Origin of the sequence: Kitasatospora sp. NPDC048545 (assembly GCF_040651155.1) — a bacterium.
GTDB lineage: Bacteria > Actinomycetota > Actinomycetes > Streptomycetales > Streptomycetaceae > Kitasatospora.
In genome coordinates this window covers 125,579-142,673 of record NZ_JBEZIQ010000011.1, presented here as the reverse complement: position 1 = coordinate 142,673, position 17,095 = coordinate 125,579, and the positions used below count along the sequence as shown (strand labels likewise).

The 17,095-nt window shown below is 75.9% G+C and carries 19 protein-coding genes; 5 read left to right on the top strand and 14 right to left on the bottom strand.

Annotated elements, in window-relative coordinates; translation table 11 throughout:
* Nucleotides 1-131: 131 nt before the first annotated feature.
* The 4 genes from AB0D10_RS13600 to AB0D10_RS13585 form a co-directional block, all read right to left on the bottom strand.
* Nucleotides 132-710, bottom strand: coding sequence for a hypothetical protein (locus AB0D10_RS13600; RefSeq protein ID WP_360255150.1), 579 nt, complete (start codon nucleotides 708-710; stop codon nucleotides 132-134).
* A gap of 75 nt (nucleotides 711-785) precedes the next feature.
* Nucleotides 786-1,010 (bottom strand): translation initiation factor IF-1, encoded by a 225-nt coding sequence (gene infA / locus AB0D10_RS13595; RefSeq protein WP_360255148.1) that lies wholly within the window; start codon nucleotides 1,008-1,010, stop codon nucleotides 786-788.
* Between the two features lie 131 nt (nucleotides 1,011-1,141).
* Nucleotides 1,142-1,981, bottom strand: a complete 840-nt coding sequence (locus AB0D10_RS13590) for a GNAT family N-acetyltransferase (protein ID WP_360255145.1) — start codon at nucleotides 1,979-1,981, stop codon at nucleotides 1,142-1,144.
* A 224-nt stretch (nucleotides 1,982-2,205) separates the two neighbouring features.
* Nucleotides 2,206-2,472, bottom strand: a complete 267-nt coding sequence (locus AB0D10_RS13585) for a hypothetical protein (RefSeq protein WP_360255143.1) — start codon at nucleotides 2,470-2,472, stop codon at nucleotides 2,206-2,208.
* Between the two features lie 396 nt (nucleotides 2,473-2,868).
* Here AB0D10_RS13585 and AB0D10_RS13580 point away from each other — a divergent pair, with 396 nt between their 5' ends.
* Complete coding sequence (locus AB0D10_RS13580) at nucleotides 2,869-3,174, top strand: hypothetical protein (RefSeq protein ID WP_360255141.1); 306 nt, start codon at nucleotides 2,869-2,871, stop codon at nucleotides 3,172-3,174.
* Between the two features lie 15 nt (nucleotides 3,175-3,189).
* Here the strand turns inward: AB0D10_RS13580 and AB0D10_RS13575 are convergent, their stop codons facing one another.
* From AB0D10_RS13575 to AB0D10_RS13530, 10 genes are all read right to left on the bottom strand, one after another.
* Nucleotides 3,190-4,692, bottom strand: coding sequence for an SDR family oxidoreductase (locus tag AB0D10_RS13575; protein ID WP_360255139.1), 1,503 nt, complete (start codon nucleotides 4,690-4,692; stop codon nucleotides 3,190-3,192).
* 102 nt (nucleotides 4,693-4,794) lie between these two features.
* Nucleotides 4,795-5,814: a MerR family transcriptional regulator gene (locus tag AB0D10_RS13570; RefSeq protein ID WP_360255137.1), complete on the bottom strand. Its 1,020-nt coding sequence runs from the start codon at nucleotides 5,812-5,814 to the stop codon at nucleotides 4,795-4,797.
* Entirely contained in the window at nucleotides 5,811-6,398 is a 588-nt protein-coding gene (locus tag AB0D10_RS13565; RefSeq protein WP_360255266.1) for a sigma-70 family RNA polymerase sigma factor, read from the bottom strand. The genes AB0D10_RS13570 and AB0D10_RS13565 overlap by 4 nt, the downstream gene beginning before the upstream one ends.
* A gap of 337 nt (nucleotides 6,399-6,735) precedes the next feature.
* A complete protein-coding gene (locus AB0D10_RS13560; RefSeq protein ID WP_360255136.1) occupies nucleotides 6,736-6,861 on the bottom strand; it encodes a hypothetical protein in 126 nt (41 codons plus the stop codon).
* Complete coding sequence (locus AB0D10_RS13555) at nucleotides 6,858-7,259, bottom strand: FAD-dependent oxidoreductase (protein ID WP_360255134.1); 402 nt, start codon at nucleotides 7,257-7,259, stop codon at nucleotides 6,858-6,860. Before AB0D10_RS13555 ends, AB0D10_RS13560 begins: the two co-directional genes overlap by 4 nt.
* A 188-nt stretch (nucleotides 7,260-7,447) precedes the next feature.
* The gene (locus tag AB0D10_RS13550) at nucleotides 7,448-8,806 is read right to left on the bottom strand and encodes a carotenoid oxygenase family protein (RefSeq protein WP_360255131.1); all 1,359 of its coding nucleotides are present in this window, start codon (nucleotides 8,804-8,806) and stop codon (nucleotides 7,448-7,450) included.
* Nucleotides 8,807-8,874: 68 nt separating this feature from the next.
* Nucleotides 8,875-9,315 carry an SRPBCC family protein gene (locus AB0D10_RS13545; protein ID WP_360255129.1) on the bottom strand — a complete coding sequence of 147 codons (441 nt, stop codon included), beginning with the start codon at nucleotides 9,313-9,315 and terminating at the stop codon, nucleotides 8,875-8,877.
* 133 nt (nucleotides 9,316-9,448) lie between these two features.
* Nucleotides 9,449-10,015 carry a TetR/AcrR family transcriptional regulator gene (locus AB0D10_RS13540; protein ID WP_360255126.1) on the bottom strand — a complete coding sequence of 189 codons (567 nt, stop codon included), beginning with the start codon at nucleotides 10,013-10,015 and terminating at the stop codon, nucleotides 9,449-9,451.
* 157 nt (nucleotides 10,016-10,172) lie between these two features.
* Nucleotides 10,173-11,270 (bottom strand): chemotaxis protein, encoded by a 1,098-nt coding sequence (locus tag AB0D10_RS13535; RefSeq protein ID WP_360255123.1) that lies wholly within the window; start codon nucleotides 11,268-11,270, stop codon nucleotides 10,173-10,175.
* 231 nt (nucleotides 11,271-11,501) lie between these two features.
* Nucleotides 11,502-12,092: a lytic polysaccharide monooxygenase gene (locus AB0D10_RS13530; RefSeq protein WP_360255120.1), complete on the bottom strand. Its 591-nt coding sequence runs from the start codon at nucleotides 12,090-12,092 to the stop codon at nucleotides 11,502-11,504.
* Nucleotides 12,093-12,411: 319 nt separating this feature from the next.
* Here AB0D10_RS13530 and AB0D10_RS13525 point away from each other — a divergent pair, with 319 nt between their 5' ends.
* The 4 genes from AB0D10_RS13525 to AB0D10_RS13510 all read left to right on the top strand — a co-directional run bounded on the left by AB0D10_RS13525 (nucleotide 12,412) and on the right by AB0D10_RS13510 (nucleotide 17,075).
* Nucleotides 12,412-12,879, top strand: coding sequence for a MarR family transcriptional regulator (locus tag AB0D10_RS13525; protein ID WP_360255118.1), 468 nt, complete (start codon nucleotides 12,412-12,414; stop codon nucleotides 12,877-12,879).
* Nucleotides 12,880-13,131: 252 nt separating this feature from the next.
* The gene (locus tag AB0D10_RS13520) at nucleotides 13,132-14,334 is read left to right on the top strand and encodes an MFS transporter (protein WP_360255115.1); all 1,203 of its coding nucleotides are present in this window, start codon (nucleotides 13,132-13,134) and stop codon (nucleotides 14,332-14,334) included.
* A 91-nt stretch (nucleotides 14,335-14,425) separates the two neighbouring features.
* Nucleotides 14,426-14,848 carry a heme-binding protein gene (locus AB0D10_RS13515; protein ID WP_360255113.1) on the top strand — a complete coding sequence of 141 codons (423 nt, stop codon included), beginning with the start codon at nucleotides 14,426-14,428 and terminating at the stop codon, nucleotides 14,846-14,848.
* Nucleotides 14,849-15,053: 205 nt separating this feature from the next.
* The gene (locus AB0D10_RS13510) at nucleotides 15,054-17,075 is read left to right on the top strand and encodes an NHL repeat-containing protein (protein WP_360255110.1); all 2,022 of its coding nucleotides are present in this window, start codon (nucleotides 15,054-15,056) and stop codon (nucleotides 17,073-17,075) included.
* Nucleotides 17,076-17,095 lie beyond the last annotated feature (20 nt).

The following is a 17,095-nucleotide window of genomic DNA, read 5'->3' as shown; positions in this document are numbered from 1 at the left end:
CGTCGGCCGGCCCCGCGGACCGGCGGCCGGCACCACCCACTGTGGTCCGCGGGGCGGTCGCGCACATCGGTCACTTGACGCTGGGCCGGCCGACGGAGGCACCGCAGGATGACCGAACCGGGCCGACGCGCTCAGGCCCCGCGCAGGAGTTCGAGCTCGTCGGCCCGGCGGTGGTCCTTGGGCCGCCCGAGGGCGCGCCGCATGCGGATCAGGTCGTCCAGGGCGACGTACCGCACCGTCAGGCCCGCGGCGTCGGTGGCGGTCAGGGCCCGCCCCAGGCAGGCGGCCGTGTCCAGGCCGCCCCACGGCACCGCGGGCGTGCACAGGTCACCGCTCGCCCCGGCCACCCGGTAGGAGCCCACCGGGCGGCCGAGGTCGGGTGGTTCGGCGCAGCCCGCCGCGGTGAGGGCCGCGCGCAGGGCGCGGGCCTCGGCGGGGGTGCCGTCCCAGAGCAGGTCGAGGTCGCCGGTCGGCTCGACGGAGCCGTGCATGATGCCGGCGACCTGGCCGACCACGACGGCGCCCGACCCGGCCTCCTGCAGGGCGCGCAGGAACGGCAGCGGGTCGAACCCGATCGCCCCGTCGGTGGCGAAGGTCCCGTCGTGGACGTCGGCGTCGCCGGGCCGGCGGCCGGTGGGCGTGCGGTCACGGGTGAGTTCACCCGTACGGCGGACGGCCTCGCGCAGCCGGGGGATCGCGGTGTCGGTCATCCCCCCATCCAAGCCGCTGCGCCCCGCCGGCGCCGCCGGATTCCCCGGCCCGGTACGCGAGTCCGACGGCGGACCCTATGACCGGTAGCGGTAGCGGATCCGGCCGCGGGTGAGGTCGTAGGGGCTGAGCTCCACGAGCACCCGGTCGTGCGGGAGGATCTTGATGTGGTTCTTGCGGACCTTGCCGCTGATGTGGGCGAGCACGATGTGCCCGTTGGCCAGCTCCACCCTGAAAGTGGCATTGCGCAGGCACTCGGTGACGGTGCCTTCGACTTCGATTCCGTCTGCTGTCTTGGCCATGTCTCTCACCTCTCCGTTCGGTGGTCGGTCGTCGGTTGTCGCACGGTGTCGTCAGTCGTCGTCAGTCGTGTCGGTCCTCGTCGGTCGTCGGTCGTCGGTCCTCGTCGGTCGTCAGTCCTCGTCAGTCGTCGTCAGTGTCGGACGAGTTCGAGGGTCGCGCCCGCGCGGCGGGCGCCGATGCCCTCGACGAGGGCGGTGGCGGCCGTGTTGGACTCCGCCACGTCGGCCCAGGCCGAGGCGGTGCCGGCCCGGTGCATCGATTCCAGCGCGTGGGCCAGCAGCACGCGGGCGATGCCGCGGCGCCGGTGGTCGGCGCGGACGGCGAGCATCCCGATCCGCGGCCGGCGGAGCGGGGCCACCCGCAGCAGTCCGACGTACTCGCCGTCCTGCAGCGCCACCGCGTAGCGGGCGGGGTCGACCACCGTGGTGCCGGCCGGGCAGGGCAGCACCTGGGCCGGCATCGCCGGCCAGCCGGGGCCCGCCTCGACCTCGGCGTGGACGATCCGGTCCAGGGCGCTCAGCGGGCCCTCCTGTGCCTGCCCGGCGGGCAGGACGGTCACGCCCGCCGGGGGCCGTACCGCGCCGAGGCCGGTGGCCTGCGGGTCGGTGGGCAGCAGATAGCCCCGCTCACGGCGGACGGTGGTGAAGCCGGCCCGCTGCCAAGCGGCCGTGGTGTCCCGGTCGGCCTCGTCGGTGAGGGTGTGCAGCGGTTCGGGCAGGTCGGCCGACATCGCCGCGGCGACGCGGTCGAAGACCTCGTCGTGCCACGCGTCGACGCTGACGAAGAGCCGCCCGTCGGGCCGGCGCGAGGCGTCACCGGAGCCGACCACGCGGTCGTCCTGCACGGCGTGCCACTGGGTGTCCGAAATCCGGGTGACCACGACCGCGCGGTCGCCGGTGCCCGGGAGGGGGCGCGCCGGGTCCGCGTGCAGCGGGTTCGGACGCGCGGGGTTGACGTGTTCGGGGTTCATGGGTGGTGCCTTTCGGGAGTGCCTGCTCTGAGGCGCTCCCGGGGCGACACCTATGTCAACCGCCCACCGTGACGGAAAGGGGGAGCACCCACATGGATACGGCCTTCATGGGTCTCACCTCCTCGCGTTCTCTCACGGCTGCGCAGACCGTAGCAGTCGCGGGCCCCCGGTCCCAACCGGTTTACGGCCGGCACCTCCGGGAGCGGCACCGCCCGGGGCGGGGATCAGTCCGGGTAGGCGTAGCGGTTGAGGGTGTCGATGAGGGTCTCGACCAGGTCGCCGAACGGTGTGATCTCCCAGTCGCGCTCGCGGTCGAAGCAGTCCCCGGACAGGAGGACGTCGGCGAGTTCGTCGGTCAGCACCTGGGCGTCCTCCTCCCCGGGCGGGGTGTCCGGGTCGAGGCTCACGCCGCCGGACTCGGCGGCGCCGCGCAGCAGTGCGAGGGACTCCTCGGGGCCGGTGAACCAGGCGGGGCGGTCGGGGGCGGGCACGGTGCGCTCCTGCGGGGTCGGACGGTCGGCGGTACGGGCCTGCGGCCGGCGAAGGCGGCCGATGGTATCCGGGCGTCGCGCTGCGGCCCGCGGACGGGCCGTACGGGCGCGGCCCGCGGACGGGCCGTACGGACAGGTGTACGGGCGCGGCGCGCGGTCTGACGGCGGGGCACCGCCGCTGTCCCGCAGGATGAGACGCCCCGTCCCACCCCGGCGGGTTTCTGCCAGCATGCGGGGCATGCAGCAGCAGCTGATTACCAGCGGCGGCGTGCCGGCACCGTGCCGGGAGGCGTGAACCTCCCCGGCCCACCGCCCGCACGCAGACCTCTCGCGCTCCGCGAGGGGTCTTTCTGCTTTCCCGGCCCGCCAGTCCCATCCACAGACAGGACCGTCGCCATGGAACACACCCGGCTCACCGTCATCCTGCGCCCCACCACCGGGACGCTCGCCCGGCTCGCCTCCACCCTCAACAACCACCGGGTCCTGGACCTCGCGTTCACCACCGCGGCGCCGGCCTCGGCCCGGGCCGTCGTGCGCGTCCCGCGGCCCGAGGCCGTCCGCGTCCAGCAGAAGCTGCGCCGGATGGTCGACGTGCTCGACGTGGCCCTGGAGCCGGCCGGCTCCGACGAGGGCGCGGCCCCGCAGGCCCCCGCGCCCTCCCCCGTCCGCTCCCCCCGGCCCGCCGAGGCGGCCGCGGTGTGACCGCCGGCCCGGCGGTCACGGCGGCCAGGCGGCGCGGCGGGCCTGGTCGGTGATGTTGCGGGCCATGGCACCGAAGACCAGGCCGTGGAAGGGCGCCATCGACCACCAGTAGGCGTGGCCGGCCAGGCCGTGCGGGTGGAACAGGGCGCGCTGGCGGTAGCGCGTGCCGCCGTCCCCGTCGGGGGTGACCCGCAGTTCAAGCCAGGCCAGGCCGGGCAGGCGCATCTCGGCCCGCAGGCGCAGCAGCCGGCCGGGCTCGATCTCCTCGACCCGCCAGAAGTCGAGGGCGTCGCCGACCCGCAGGTGGTGGCGGTCGCGGCGGCCGCGGCGCAGGCCGACGCCGCCGACGAGGCGGTCGAGGATGCCGCGCAGGGCCCAGGCGTAGGGCAGCGAGTACCAGCCGTTGTCGCCGCCGATGCCTTCGACCACCCGCCACACGGCGGCGGGTGCGGTGGCGACGCGTCGTTCGCGCAGGTCCTGGTAGAGGCTGCCGCCGGCCCAGTCGGGATCGGTGGGCAGCGGGTCGCTGGGGGCGCCGGGCAGTGAGGCGGAGGACCAGCGGGTGGTGACCCCGGCGTCGCGGATGCGGTGCAGGGCGAGTTCGACGGCGCGGTCGAAGCCGGTGAGGCCGGCCGGCGGGTCGGGGATCCAGCGGGCGATGTCGTGCTCGTGGCAGACCACCTCGTGGCGCAGCGACTCCACCAGCGGGCGGGCGAGCGGGCCGGGGACGGGGGTGACCAGGCCGACCCAGAGGCTGGACAGGGCCGGGGACAGGACGGGCACGGGCAGGATCACCCGCCGGGGCAGCCCGGCCGCGCGGGCGTAGCGGAGCATCATCGTGCGGTAGGTCAGGACGTCCGGTCCGCCGATGTCGAAGGCCCGGTCGACCTCGGGCGGCAGGGCCGCGGCGCCGACCAGGTAGGACAGCACGTCGCGGACGGCGACGGGCTGGATGCGGGTGTCGACCCAGCGGGGGGTGACCATGACGGGCAGGCGTTCGGTGAGGTAGCGGAGCATCTCGAAGGAGGCGGAGCCGGAGCCGATGATGACCGCGGCCCGCAGTTCGGCGGTGGGCACGCCGGCGGAGCGCAGGACCCGGCCGACCTCGGCGCGCGAGCGCAGGTGCGGGGAGAGCTCGGCCTCGGGGACGCCGGCGGGCAGCAGTCCGCCGAGGTAGACGATCCGGGTGACCCCGCCCGCTGCGGCGGCGCGGCCGAAGGCGCGGGCGGCGCGCCGGTCGGTGTCCTCGAAGTCGGCTCCGGTGCCGAGCGAGTGGACCAGGTAGTAGGCGACGTCGACGCCGTCGAAGGCACCGTCGAGGGTCTCGGGCCGGGTGACGTCGCCGGGGGCGGCCTCGACCTCGGCGCGCCAGGGCTGGTCGCGCAGGCGCCCGGGGTCGCGGGCCAGGCAGCGCACCCGGTACCCGGCGGCGAGGAGTTCGGGCACCAGCCGTCCGCCGATGTAGCCGGTGGCTCCGGTGACCAGGCAGCGCCGTCCGGTCGGGGCTGGCTCGTCCACTGTCGGCTCCTTTCCTGCTGCTGCGGCGGGGTTGTCCGGGCAGGGCCCGGTCCGTGCGGGGTCCGCCCGGGGTCCGGGCGGGGCCGTTCCGGGGCGGCCCGGTCAGCGCAGCAGTCGTTCCAACTGGTCGAGGGCGGTGGCCAGGTCACGGGGTCTCAGGGTGCCCGGGGGGCGGCGGGGGCCGGCCCAGCCGGGGCCGGCCGCGAGCACGACGGGCCCGGTGCGGGCGCCGTGGGGGCCCCAGGTGGTGCGGGCGACGTGGTGGGCCAGCGTCCGGTCGGCGGTGCGGGCGACCTGGGACCAGAGCAGGACGGCCGGCGGTCCGGTGCGGCGCACCGCTTCCAGGAGCGCCTCGGGGGGCAGGGCGGGGCCGAACATGCGGAACGGCAGGCCGCGTTCGGCCAGGCCGGCGGCGACGGCCTCCAGCGGCAGGGAGTGCAGTTCGGTGGGCATGCCGGCGAGCAGCACGGCCGGGCCGGACGGCGGGTCGGCCCGGTCGCAGGCCCGGCGCAGGGCGGCGGCGACGTGCCAGGACAGCAGGTGTTCGACCTCGACGCAGCGTTCGCCCTCGACGGCCCACTTGCGCCCGGCCGCCCGCAGGGCCGGGGTCATGACCTCGGTCCAGGCGGTGACGGCGCCGAGGTCGTCGATGCTGCGGCGCAGGATGCGGGCGATCTCGGGGGCGTCGAGGCGTACGGCGGCGCGGGCCAGCCCCCGGCACTCGGGGCGGACGGTGCCCACCGGCAGGGTGTTGCCGCCGGGGGCGGGCACGGTCCGGGACGGCCCGGGCGGCGCGCTCGGGGCCCGGTCCGGGGCGGCGGCGCCGGCGGGCGCGGACGGGTCGGCGGTGCCGGCGGGCGCGGACGGGTCGGCGGTGCCGGCGGCCAGGGCGACGCGGGCGGCCTCGGCGGGGGTGACGCCGCGGGCGGTGAGGCGGCACATCTCCTCCAGCACGGCCACGTCGTGCGGCTCCCACCGGCGGTGCCGCCCGGGGTCGCGGTGGGCCGGGCCGATGCCGTAGCGGCTCTCCCAGGACCGGATGGTGGTGGGCGAGACGCCGAGCCGGCGGGCGAGGGCTCCGGTGGTCAGTGCGGCGGCAGCCGCGACGGTGGGGGCGGTCACGGCCGTGAGCCTACGGCGGGGCGCGCCGGCGCGCCGCTCGGACGCGGGGACCGGCGGGGCGGGGGCAGGGGGGCGTCGCCGAGGTGGCCGCGCAGTTGCCGCAGGGCGTCGCGGATGCGGGTCTTGACGGTGCCCGGGGGGGCGCCGATCCGGGCGGCGGCCTGGGCCTGGGTGCAGCCGCCGAAGTAGACCAGGAGCAGGCATTCGCGCTGGGCGTCGCTCAGCACGGTCAGGGCGCGCCGGACGCGGTCGCGTTCCAGGGCTTCCTCGACGCGGTCGGCGACCCGGTCGAAGTCGGGGGTGTGGTCGCGCAGGGCGGCGGTGCGGTCGCGGTCGGCGGCGGCCCGGGCGGAGCGGACGCGGTCGACGGCGCGCCGGTGGGTGAGCACCCAGGGCAGGACCTCGCCGCGCTCGGGGCGGTAGCGCGGCGCTTCCCGCCACACCTGCCAGAACACCTCCCGGGCCACCTCCTCGGCCTGGGCGCGGTCGCGCAGCACCCGCAGGACCAGGGCGAGGACGGGGGCGGCGGCGGTGCCGTAGAGGGCCTCGAAGGCCCGTTCGTCGCCGCGCGCGGTCCGGGCCATCAGCGCGCGCAGCCCGGGCCGCCGGTCCGCGGACGTCCCGGCGCCGGGTGCCTCGGGGGTCGGCACCCCGGCGCCGGGGGCTTCGGGGGCGCTCGCGCCGGGTCGCCGGTCGATCGTCGCCTGCACACTCCGACCGTCCCGCAGCGGAACCCCGGCCGGGTATTCGCAGCGTTTGCGCAGCGTTTTCCCCGTGGCGCGGCGGGCCCTACGATCGGCTGCCCTGGAGGTCACCCGTGTCCCACGCCGCCCGTCCCGTGCCGCTGCTCGACGTCCGCCGGATCCACGCCGAACCGGCCGCGCCGGCCTCGCCGCGCGGGAACGGCGGCCGGAACGTGCGCTACCGGGCCCGGGCCAGGGCCGCGGCCCTGGCCGAGCTGCGCGCGCTGATCGAGCGGCACGCGCCCTGGCTGCGGGTCAGGTACGCGTTCTGCGCCCGCCCGGCGCGGTGCCCGGCGGCCGTCACGGCGCGTCCGCTCCGAGCCCGAGCAGGGCGCGGGCGGCGGCCAGGCCGGATCGGCAGCCGTCCTCGTGGGAGCCCCAGCCGTGGTGGGCGCCGGCGAACGCGGTGCGCCCGGTGGTCAGCCGGGGCAGCAGGCGCTGGGCGGCGACGAACTCGGCGTGGATCAGGGAGGCGGTGTCCAGGGCGAGTCGGCGGCCGTCGGGGGCGGGGACGCGCTGGGTGTGGGCGTGGCCGCCGAGGCGTCCGTCGGCTTCGAAGAGTTCGACGGCGGCGCCGGCGCGCCGGAGTTCCCAGGCCGCGGTGAGGCCGGCCACGCCCGCGCCGACGACGGCGATCCGGCGGCGTTCGGGGGTCCGCGGGGTGCGCGGGGTGGCGGGCGGTGCGGTCGTGGGTGTGGTCAACGGGGTTCCCTCCCGGTCGGCCGGTGCGGTGCGCTCGGTGCGGTGCGGCTGCGCCCGTGGGGGACGCATCCGGTGTTCGGAGCGGGTGCGGCGGCGGATTGGGGGCGCCTCCCGGTTCCGCGCGCCGGGGAGGGGCGGAACCGGGAGGCGGGGAGGGGGGTGGCGTGGTGCCGGTCCCGGCCTGGGTGTCAGTCCTGGTCGGCGTCGGGCCCGTTGTCGGGGATCCAGGAGCCGTGGACGCCGGCGGTGACGCGGCGCGGCAGGTGGACGGCGGCCACCTGGTCGAGGCCGGAGGCGTCCAGGACGAGCAGCCGGGAGGTGTCCTGCTTGAGGTCGGAGACGACGGTGAGGAGGTAGCCGTCGTCCTCGCGGGTGGCGCCGGCGGCGGGGACGAACAGGGCCTCGCTGGGCAGCCGGGCGTCACCGACCGGGCGGAGGTGGCGTTCCCCGGTGGTGCGGTCGTACTTGACGATGCCGTAGCCGCCGAGGTCGTCGTCCGGGAAGGAGACGGCGTACTGGTAGCGGTGCTCGGCGCCGAGGTAGTCCTCGTTGATGGTGGGGAACTCGGTGGCGAGGTCGTCCACGGTGTCCTCGTCGACGGTGCCGGTGTCCGGGTCGATCACCCAGCGGCGGTTGAAGGAGCGGGAGGACGGCTCGCTGCCGCGCCCGGGGGCGCCGGTCCACCAGTTCCAGGAGCGTTCGAAGCCCTCGCGGTCGACGGTGGGGCCCTCCAGCACGATCCGGCCCCGGGCGTCCTCGTAGGCGTTGGCGGCGTGCAGCATGCTGCCGGGCCGGACCGGGTACCAGCGGATCCGTCCGGCGCCGCCGAGGGTGCGCGGCATCACCCCGATCCGGGCGGGCTGCTCGTCATTCCAGCCGTAGGGGATGCCGGAGCGCTCGGCGGGGTCGAAGGTCACGTTGCCCTCGACGAAGACCACGTGGCTGCGGGTCAGGCCGAAGTCGTGCTTCAGGGCGGCGCTCGCGCCGGGCACCTCGAAGCTGCGGACGATCTCGCCGCTCGCGTCGGCGACGTGGTAGGTGAGGTACGGCGGGACGGGCGAGGAGCCGAAGAAGTGCAGTTCGCCGGTGACGGGGTCGACCTTGGGGTGGGCGGTCATCGCGGTGCGCAGCCGCCCGCCGAAGTCGTAGGCCCCGACGGTCTCCAGTTCGGGCGTCAGCTCGAAGGGAAGGTTGGCCTCGCACAGCGCCAGCAGCCGTCCGGCGTGCTCGATGACGTGGGTGCCGGCGGTGCTGGCGGTCAGGTCCGGGCCGTGCTCGGTCAGGTACGGGGCGCCGTCCAGGGCGGGGGTGCGCACCCAGCGGTTGCGGTACCACTCGGCCCGCCCGGCGCGCAGCCGGACGCCGTGGACCATGCCGCTGCCCTTGAACCAGTGCGTCGGCGTGACACCGGGCTTGGGGTTGTGGCCGTTGCGGACCAGCCGGCCGGTGAGCTCGGGGGGCAGGGTGCCCTCGACGGTCAGCCCGGTGGCGGTGATCTCGTCGGCGACGGGGGTGTAGTGGCCGGTGAGATAGGGCTTGCCGGTCATGGTCGGGCCTCGCAGTCTCGGTGGAACGGGATCGGATGCTGGGGGGGGCGATTTTCGGTGATGTTCCGTCAGAAGCGCTTCTCGGCACGGTTCTTGAGGCAGGTGAGCCAGCTCTCCAGGGAGGTGCGCAGGGCGTGGCCGAGTTCCTCGGGCATGGCGTCGACGGGCTCGCCGCTCCAGGACTCCTCGGTGTGGACGGTGACCTGTCCGCCGGACTGCTCGAAGGTCCACACGTGGATGCCGTCGATGCCGTCGACGGGGCCGCCCCAGACGATCCGCTCGCCGGGCACGAGCTCGTGGACGGTCGAGGTGATGGTCATGCCGTGGGTACGCCAGGTGAACAGGGCGCCTTCGGCGAGCGGGCCGTGGAGGCGGGCCTGGTCGATGTCGGTGTTCCAGACGGGCCAGTCGCCGATGTCGGCGTGCAGGGCCCAGACGGTGTCGAGCGGGGCGTCGATCACGGTGGACAGACGGACGACGAGGGGGGCGGTGCGGTCGACGGTGTGCATGGTGGGGCTTCCTCTCAATTTATGTGTGGTTGACCACTCACACTCGTGGCCGAAGAAACGACGGGGCGCGCGCAGCGGGTGCGCGCCCCGCCGGCGCGGGGCCGGGGCCGAACGGGCCGGCGGCGGGTGCGGGTCAGTAGTGGGTGATGCCCGCGGACAGGGTCCTGGTCCAGGGTGCGTCCACGGCGTCCGCGTCCATCGAGACCAGCAGGTGGCAGAGCATCCCGGTGGCGAAGAACTCCTGGACCTGCCGCTCCTCGCCGCCGGAGGCGCCGCGGACGTACTCCACCAGGCGGGCGTAGCCCTGGCGGACCGCCTCGCGCACGGCCGGCTCGGAGACCGCCGCCGCCTGGGCGTGCAGCTGGATCAGCATCAGGTCGTTGTCACTGATCAGCCGGGCGTACGACTCCCCCATCGCGTGCAGCACCACCTCCGCCGAGCTGCCCTTCGCCTCGGCGGCGGCCAGCTCCAGACTGGCGCGCACCTGGACGAAGCAGTGCTCGACGACGGCGACGAAGAGCGATTCCTTGCTCGGGAAGAGCCGGTAGACGTACGCCTGGGAGATGCCCGCGGCCCTGGCGACCTCGGTGGTGGTGGTCCCGAAGTAGCCCCGGGCGGCGAAGGCGCCGATCGCGGTGCGCAGCACCGTCTCCCGGCGTTCCTCGGCGGTGGACAACTGTCGGCGTCGTTCCGTCTGCATGTGAGTACTCAACCACTCACACTTGCGGGGCGTCAAGACCCCGGCCGCGTCCCGGCCGTACGGGCGCGTCGTCCGCCGCGCGGCGGTGCCGCGGACGCACCGCGGCCGCCCGTCGGAGGGGTGCTCCGGCGGGCGGCCGCGAAGGGTCGCCGGCGGGTCAGTAGCGCAGGGCGGCGGCGATCCGCCCGCTGTCGGCGAGGGCGTCGTCGGGGACGAAGCTGACGGTGGCGCCGGTGTCGAGGGCGCGCTCGACGACCTCGTCGACGATGTCCTCGCGGGCACCGGACTGGTCGGACTCGGCGGGCACGAGGTGCTCGCCGTCGTCGCGGACGGTGGCGCGGTAGTTCTCCTCGACCACCAGCCGGTCGATCCGGCCCTCGCCGGCGGCCCGCCAGACCTCGTCCAGGCCGGCGGCGAACCCCTTGCCGCCGCGGGCCTTGTCGAGCACCGCGAGGGCGTCGGTGACCTCGCGCTCGGCCCGGGCGCGCACGGCGGGCTCGACCACCCTGCGCACGGTCTCGGCGCCGGCCTGGGCGAGGCCGCCGTGCGGGATCTGCGCGGCGGCCTGCTGGGCGATCGGGCCGACGGCGTCCAGCAGGGCGAGCGCCGCGGCCTCGCCGACCACGTACAGCGGGCGCGGGTCGGCGGCGAGCACCTTGCCGATCCCGGTGTCGGCCTGCCGCAGGAAGGTCTTGGTCTCCTCGTCGCGGAAGGTGCTGGGCGTGTCGCCGATCTGCTCCTGCCGCTCGGGGTCGGGGTTGTCGTGGACGCGCACCAACGGGAAGCCGTCGCCGGTCTCCTCGACGACCCGCTCCCCGGTGCCGCCCCACAGTGCGACCCGGTCGGCGGAGACCGCGAGCACCCAGTGCGGGCGCTCGGCGGCGTGCGCGGCGACCAGGTTGCGGGTGAGGAAGGTGTCGGACACGACCACCCGGGCGGGGGCGGTGCGCCCGAGTGACCAGACCCGGCGCTCGCCGGGCGCGACGAGGACCGCCAGGCCGTCCTCCGCGTGCACCAGGTCGACCTCGGCCGCGGCCCGGTCGAGCTGCTCCAGCACGTCGATCCGCTCGGCCCGGGACACCGCCGGGTCGGCCTGGACCCGCTCCTTCGCCTCGGCCAGCAGGTTGCGCAGCCGGACCGGGTCCTGCGCGTTGTCCGGCTCCCGGCGGTGGGTGGGCATCAGGATCGACACCACCGGGTAGGGCCGGGGCCGGCGCAGTTCGGCGAGGACGGCAGGGCTGAGGGCGGGGTGCATGGAGACCCTTTCCGAAGGCGGTTCGGCCTTCTGTGCGTGGACGCGCGAAGCCTGGCGCTGCTCCCCCCAAATGCCCTCAATCTACAGATCTGCGGCTTTCCGGCGCGCGGAAAGGGCTCCGGAGCGCGAGGCCGGGACCGCCCCGGCCGGGCCTGGCGGGGCCCCGGACGCGCGGCGTCCCGCCGGCGCCGCCCGGGTGGGGGGCGGGCACCGGCGGGACGCGGCGGTGGGTCAGAACCGGACGTCGGTGCAGGAGTAGAAGGCGTTGCCGGTGTCGGCGATCTCCCAGACGGCGACGATCACCTGGTGGCCGGTGCGGCCGGTGGGCAGGGTCGCGGTGTGGGTGGTGGTGGCGGCGGGCCGGCGGCCGTTGTAGGGGACGGTCAGGAACGGGGTCAGGTCCAGGGCGGCCCGGGTGATCGGCTGGGAGGCGTCGTAGCCGGGCTTGGTGAGGTAGTACGTGAAGTTCGTGGTGGAGTGCCGGGCCTCGATCTCCCAGGTGAAGGTGAGCTGCCGGCCGGCCGTCACCCTGGTGGTGGGCCAGGTGCCGCCGCGCGGATCGTCCAGCGGGGCCCAGCGGGCGTCCCCGCCGGCGCAGATGGTGCCGTCGGCCGGGCCGCGGCCCGGGAAGCCCTTGGGCCCCTCGACGCTCTGCGGTTCCCACTGGATGTCGCCGCAGTCCCAGGGGACGGCGTTGGCCCCGCAGAGCGCGGAGCGGCTCGGCGGCTGGTTGATGAAGCCGTGCGACTGGGCGGGCAAGGCCATCGCGATCGGCAGGGCGATCGCGGCCGCGGCGGCCGCGATCAGGTGGCGTGTGCGCATGGTGCTCCTCCGTGGGGGTGGATGGAGTGTGCGCCCGGCGCGGGGCGTGCGCGTGGGGGTGTGCGTGGGGCCCTGCCATGACATGGCATGCTCGCGCCAGACCATGCGGACACCGTAGGAGCTGCTTTCCCGGCGCGTCAATGGTCTGAACCATTGCGGCACCACCCGCCCGCGGGCGGGGCGCCGCCGGATGTCCCATCCGGCCCGGGAGGAAGCCCATGCAATTACTTGCACAAGCGCTATATGCGCTCTAGGCGATATTTTGATTCATGGCGTATCCTGGCCGGAGTACCACGCACCCGGAAGGAGGCCAGGCCCCATGACCGCCACGGACCCCGCGCTCACCGCCCTCGCCAGTGGCTGGGGCGCACTGTCCCTCCTGCACGGCAGGATCGAGTCGCACATCGAGCGCGCCCTGCAGTCCGGGCACGACCTGAGCGTGCGGGAGTACTCGCTGCTCGACGTGCTCAGCCGCCAGCACGACGGCGAGGGCGGGCACCTGCAGATGAAGCAGGTCGCCGACGCCGTCGTCCTCAGCCAGAGCGCCACGACCCGCCTGGTCACCCGGCTGGAGGACCGCGGCCTGCTGCTGCGCTACCTGTGCCCGACCGACCGCCGCGGGATCTACACCAACGTGAGCGAGGACGGCCTGAAGCTCCTGGAGGAGGCCCGGCCGACCAACGACGCCGCCCTGCGGGAAGCGCTCGACGAGGCCGCCCGCAACCCCGAGCTGGCCTCACTGGTCAAGGCCGTCGAGGCCGTGGACGCCGCTTCGTCCCGCACCTGACCCGGGCGGCCCACCGGCCGCTCCCCCACCCGACCGGGCCCGACGCGCCCCTGCCGCCCCGCGGCACGGACGCGTCGGGCCCGGTCGCGTTTCCCGGCGCGCACCCGCGCCGACCCCGACGACCCGGCCGGCCCGGCCCCCAGCCCTCATCGCGCACGCCTCCTGTCAGCGTTTGCACTTATCGCGCGTCTGCAACTATTGTGAAAGCACGCTAGGCGCTCGTTCAAGCAACCACACAGAAGGGATGGGCCCATGCCTCTCGCTCTCCTCGCCCTGGCCATCGGCGCGTTCGGGATCGGGACCACCGAGTTCGTGATCATGGGCCTGCTGCCCCGGATCGCCGGCGACTTCGGCGTCTCCATCCCCAGCGCGGGCCTGCTGGTCACCGGCTACGCCCTCGGCGTCGTCCTCGGCGCGCCGCTGATGACCGCGCTCGGCACCAGGATCAGCCGCAAGACGATGCTGATGCTGCTGATGGGCCTGTTCGTGGCCGGCAACCTGCTCTCCGCGTTCGCCCCGACCTTCCCGCTGATGCTGGCCGGGCGCATCGTGACCTCCCTGGCCCACGGCGCCTTCTTCGGCATCGGCTCGGTCGTCGCCGCCGACCTGGTCGCCCCAGGGAAGAAGGCCGGCGCCATCGCCACCATGTTCACCGGGCTGACCGTCGCCAACATCGTCGGCGTGCCGCTGGGCACCTTCGTCGGCCAGGCCGTCGGCTGGCGCACCACCTTCGGCGGCGTCGCCGTGCTCGGCGTGCTCGGGCTGCTGGGCATCGCCAGGCTGGTGCCCGCGATGCCGCGCCCCGAAGGCGCCCACCTGCGCCGCGAGCTGACCGCCTTCCGCAACCCGCAGGTGCTCCTCGCGATGGCGATGACCGTACTCGGCTTCGGCGGGGTCTTCGCCGCGATCACCTACATCGCCCCGATGATGACCGACGTCGCCGGCTACTCCGAGGGCGCGGTCACCTGGCTGCTGGTGCTGTTCGGCGTCGGCATGTTCCTCGGCAACCTGCTCGGCGGCAGGTACGCCGACCGCAAGCTGATGCCGATGCTCTACACCACCCTCGGCGGCCTCGCGGTCGTGCTGGCCCTGTTCACCCTCACCGCGCACGACAAGATCCTGGCCGCCGTCACCATCCTGCTCGTCGGCGCCCTCGGCTTCGCCACCGTCCCCCCGCTGCAGAAGCGGGTCCTGGACCAGGCCCACGGCGCGCCCACCCTGGCCTCGGCCGTCAACATCGGGGCGTTCAACCTCGGCAACGCGCTGGCCGCCTGGCTCGGCGGGACCGTCATCGCCGCCGGCCTCGGCTACACCGCCCCGAACTGGGTCGGCGCCGCCCTCGCCGCCGCCGCGCTCGTCCTCGCCTTCTGGTCCGCCGCCCTGGAGCGCCGCGACCGGGCCGCCGCGGCCGTCACCCCGGACGCCGCGCCCCGCGCCGCCGCCCTGCACCACTGACCGGCGCCCCGACCGGCCCACCCGACCGGCGCCCCGCACCACCCGCACCGAGCACCGCACCACACCACACCACACCACGGGAGAACCACCCATGAGCACCACCACCGCCGTCGCCCCGCTGACCATCACCGACGCCGAGACCCTCGTCTCCGCCGCCCGCGCCGCCGCCGAGGCGGCCGGGGTCGCGGTCAGCGTCACCGTCCTGGACGCGGGCGGGCACCTGCTCGCCTTCCGCCGCGACGACCGCGCCGTGCTGATCTCCGGCGAGACCAGCACCCGCAAGGCCTACACCGCCCTCCAGCTGAACGCCCCGACCGCCGACCTGGTCGACCTGGTCAAGCCGGACGGCCCGTTCCACTCCCTGCCCACCGCGCTGGACCGCCCCCTGCTGTTCATCGCCGGCGGCATCCCCGTCCACCGCGACGGCCGCCCGATCGGCGCCATCGGCATCGGCGGCGGCGCCCCCGAGCAGGACCACTCCTTCGCCACCGCCGCCCTGGCCGAACTCGGCTGAGGCACCCGCGCCCCCGGACGACACGGGCGGGGCGGGGCGGCGGGGACACCTCCCGCCGCACCGCCTCGCCCGTACCGGGCAATTTCCGCCGCGTCCCGCGGCCGGTCGCGCACCGCGGCGCCCCGGTGTGGCAGGCAGGAGGACGGCGGCCCCGCCCGTGCCGGGCGCACGGGCCGCCGTTCCCCCGCGACCGAACGGAGCTCCCATGCGCCGACGCCACGGCGTCCTGCTGACCGCCGCCCTCCTGGCCCAGCTCGCCGCCGGCCCCTCCCACGCGGCGGCCCCCGCCCCCGCCGGGTGGGAGAACACCGACCAGTGCGGGGTGGTGCGCAGCGGCGACACCCCGCTCGGCGGCGCCGAGGTGACGCTCTACCAGGCCGGGGACGGCGAGGGCGCCGCGCCCCGGGTGCTGGCCCGTGCCCGCAGCGCCGAGGACGGACGCTTCACCCTCGACTACCGCCGCCCGCGCGACCCGCGCGCCGTGCTGTACGTGCTCGCCGACCTCGGGCGCCCCGCGGGCCGGGCCCCGCAGGACGCACCGCACGCGGGACCGGCCCAGGGCGGGCCGGCCGTGCTCGCCGCGGTGCTCAGCGGCGCCGCCGCCCCGCCCGAGCTCGTCGTCAACGAGCGCACCACCGTCGCCGTCGCCTACGCCCTGTCCCGCTTCACCGGCCCGGACGGCGTCTCCGGCCCCCAACCCGGGCTGCAGAACGCCGCCGCCGTCGCCCACAACCTGGCCGACACCGGCACCGGCGACGTCGCCGCCCTGCTCGCCGCGCCGCCCAACGGCGCCCTCACCTCGACCATGGCCGAGTTCAACACCCTGGCCGACCTGCTCGCCGCCTGCGTCACCGGCGGCGCCTGCGACCGGCTGTTCGACCTGGCCCGCAGCCCCGGCCACGACCGGCCCCGCGACACCCTGCGCGCCGCCGTCGACATCGCCCACGACCCCGGGAACAACGCCGCAGGCCTCTTCGGCCTCGCCGCCACCACCCCGACCTACCGGCCGGCCCTGCCCTCCGCCCCCGACGCCTGGACCGTGGCCCTGCGCTACGACGGCAACGGCCGGGAACTCGACGGCCCCGGCAACATCGCCTTCGACGCCGACGGCAACGCCTGGGTCAGCAACAACTACCGCTACGGCGCCGACCCCGCCGTCCCGGTCTGCGGTGGCCGCACCGTCCTGAAGTTCACGCCCGCCGGCCGGGACGCCCCCGGCGCGCCCTACAGCGGCGGCGGCCTGTACGGCGCCGGTTTCGGCATCACCGTCGACGCCCGGGGCAGCGCCTGGGTCGGCAACTTCGGCTTCCAGGGCCGCGGTTGCCCCGTCGACCCGGCCCCGCTGGAGCGCAGCGTCTCCCGGTTCGCCGCGGACGGCACCGCGCTCTCCCCGCGCGAGGGCTGGCGCGGGGGCGGCATCGCCCAGCCGCAGGGCATGGCCGCCGACCGGGCCGGCACGGTCTGGGTCGCCGACTGCGGCGGCGACAGCGTGACCCGGATCCCGGAGGGCGACGCCACCCGCGCCCGGGAGGTCCCCACCCCCGCCCTGAGCAAGCCCTTCGGCGCCGCCGTCGACCCCGCCGGGCGGCTGTGGGTCAGCGGCAACGGCAACGACAGCGTCCAGGTCCTGGCCGCCGACGGCACCCCGGAGCGGACCGTCACCGGCGGCGGCCTGCGCCGCCCGCTGGCCGTCGCCACCGACAGCAGGGGCTACGCCTGGGTCAGCAACAGCGGCATCCTGCCGGTGCCCTGCGGGAACACCACCGCGGACGACTTCGCCGCCGCCGTCGGCACCGACACCGGCTCCGGCCCGCTCCCGGGCGCCTCGGTCACCCTGATCGGGCCCGACGGCGCCCCGGCCCCCGAACCCTTCACCGACGGCGGCCTGTTCCTGCCCTGGGGCGTCGCCGTCGACGGGGACGACACCGTCTGGGTCGCCAACTTCGGCGGCCACCGCGTCGCCCGGCTGTGCGGCACCGACCTCACCGCCTGCCCGCCCGGGTTCCGCACCGGCCAGCCGATCTCCCCGCCCGGCACCGGCTACCCGAGCGACGGCCTGGAGCGCAACACCGGCCTGCAGATCGACCCCTCGGGCAACGTCTGGCTGGCCAACAACTGGCGCACCGTGCCCGTCCGGACCAACCCCGGCGGCCACGAGCTGGTCGTCCTGGTCGGCGCCGCCGCCCCCGTCCGCACCCCCCTGCCGGGCGGACCCGCCCGGCCCTGACCCGGCACTGACCTGCGGTT

Excerpts from the sequence above, each read along its gene's own strand:
- AB0D10_RS13600 (WP_360255150.1), bottom strand. The coding sequence starts at position 710 with ATGACCGACACCGCGATCCCCCGGCTGCGCGAGGCCGTCCGCCGTACG.
- infA (WP_360255148.1), bottom strand. The coding sequence starts at position 1,010 with ATGGCCAAGACAGCAGACGGAATCGAAGTCGAAGGCACCGTCACCGAG.
- AB0D10_RS13590 (WP_360255145.1), bottom strand. The coding sequence starts at position 1,981 with ATGAACCCCGAACACGTCAACCCCGCGCGTCCGAACCCGCTGCACGCG.
- AB0D10_RS13580 (WP_360255141.1), top strand. The coding sequence starts at position 2,869 with ATGGAACACACCCGGCTCACCGTCATCCTGCGCCCCACCACCGGGACG.
- AB0D10_RS13565 (WP_360255266.1), bottom strand. The coding sequence starts at position 6,398 with ATGGCCCGGACCGCGCGCGGCGACGAACGGGCCTTCGAGGCCCTCTAC.
- AB0D10_RS13550 (WP_360255131.1), bottom strand. The coding sequence starts at position 8,806 with ATGACCGGCAAGCCCTATCTCACCGGCCACTACACCCCCGTCGCCGAC.
- AB0D10_RS13545 (WP_360255129.1), bottom strand. The coding sequence starts at position 9,315 with ATGCACACCGTCGACCGCACCGCCCCCCTCGTCGTCCGTCTGTCCACC.
- AB0D10_RS13540 (WP_360255126.1), bottom strand. The coding sequence starts at position 10,015 with ATGCAGACGGAACGACGCCGACAGTTGTCCACCGCCGAGGAACGCCGG.
- AB0D10_RS13535 (WP_360255123.1), bottom strand. The coding sequence starts at position 11,270 with ATGCACCCCGCCCTCAGCCCTGCCGTCCTCGCCGAACTGCGCCGGCCC.
- AB0D10_RS13530 (WP_360255120.1), bottom strand. The coding sequence starts at position 12,092 with ATGCGCACACGCCACCTGATCGCGGCCGCCGCGGCCGCGATCGCCCTG.
- AB0D10_RS13525 (WP_360255118.1), top strand. The coding sequence starts at position 12,412 with ATGACCGCCACGGACCCCGCGCTCACCGCCCTCGCCAGTGGCTGGGGC.
- AB0D10_RS13520 (WP_360255115.1), top strand. The coding sequence starts at position 13,132 with ATGCCTCTCGCTCTCCTCGCCCTGGCCATCGGCGCGTTCGGGATCGGG.
- AB0D10_RS13515 (WP_360255113.1), top strand. The coding sequence starts at position 14,426 with ATGAGCACCACCACCGCCGTCGCCCCGCTGACCATCACCGACGCCGAG.
- AB0D10_RS13510 (WP_360255110.1), top strand. The coding sequence starts at position 15,054 with ATGCGCCGACGCCACGGCGTCCTGCTGACCGCCGCCCTCCTGGCCCAG.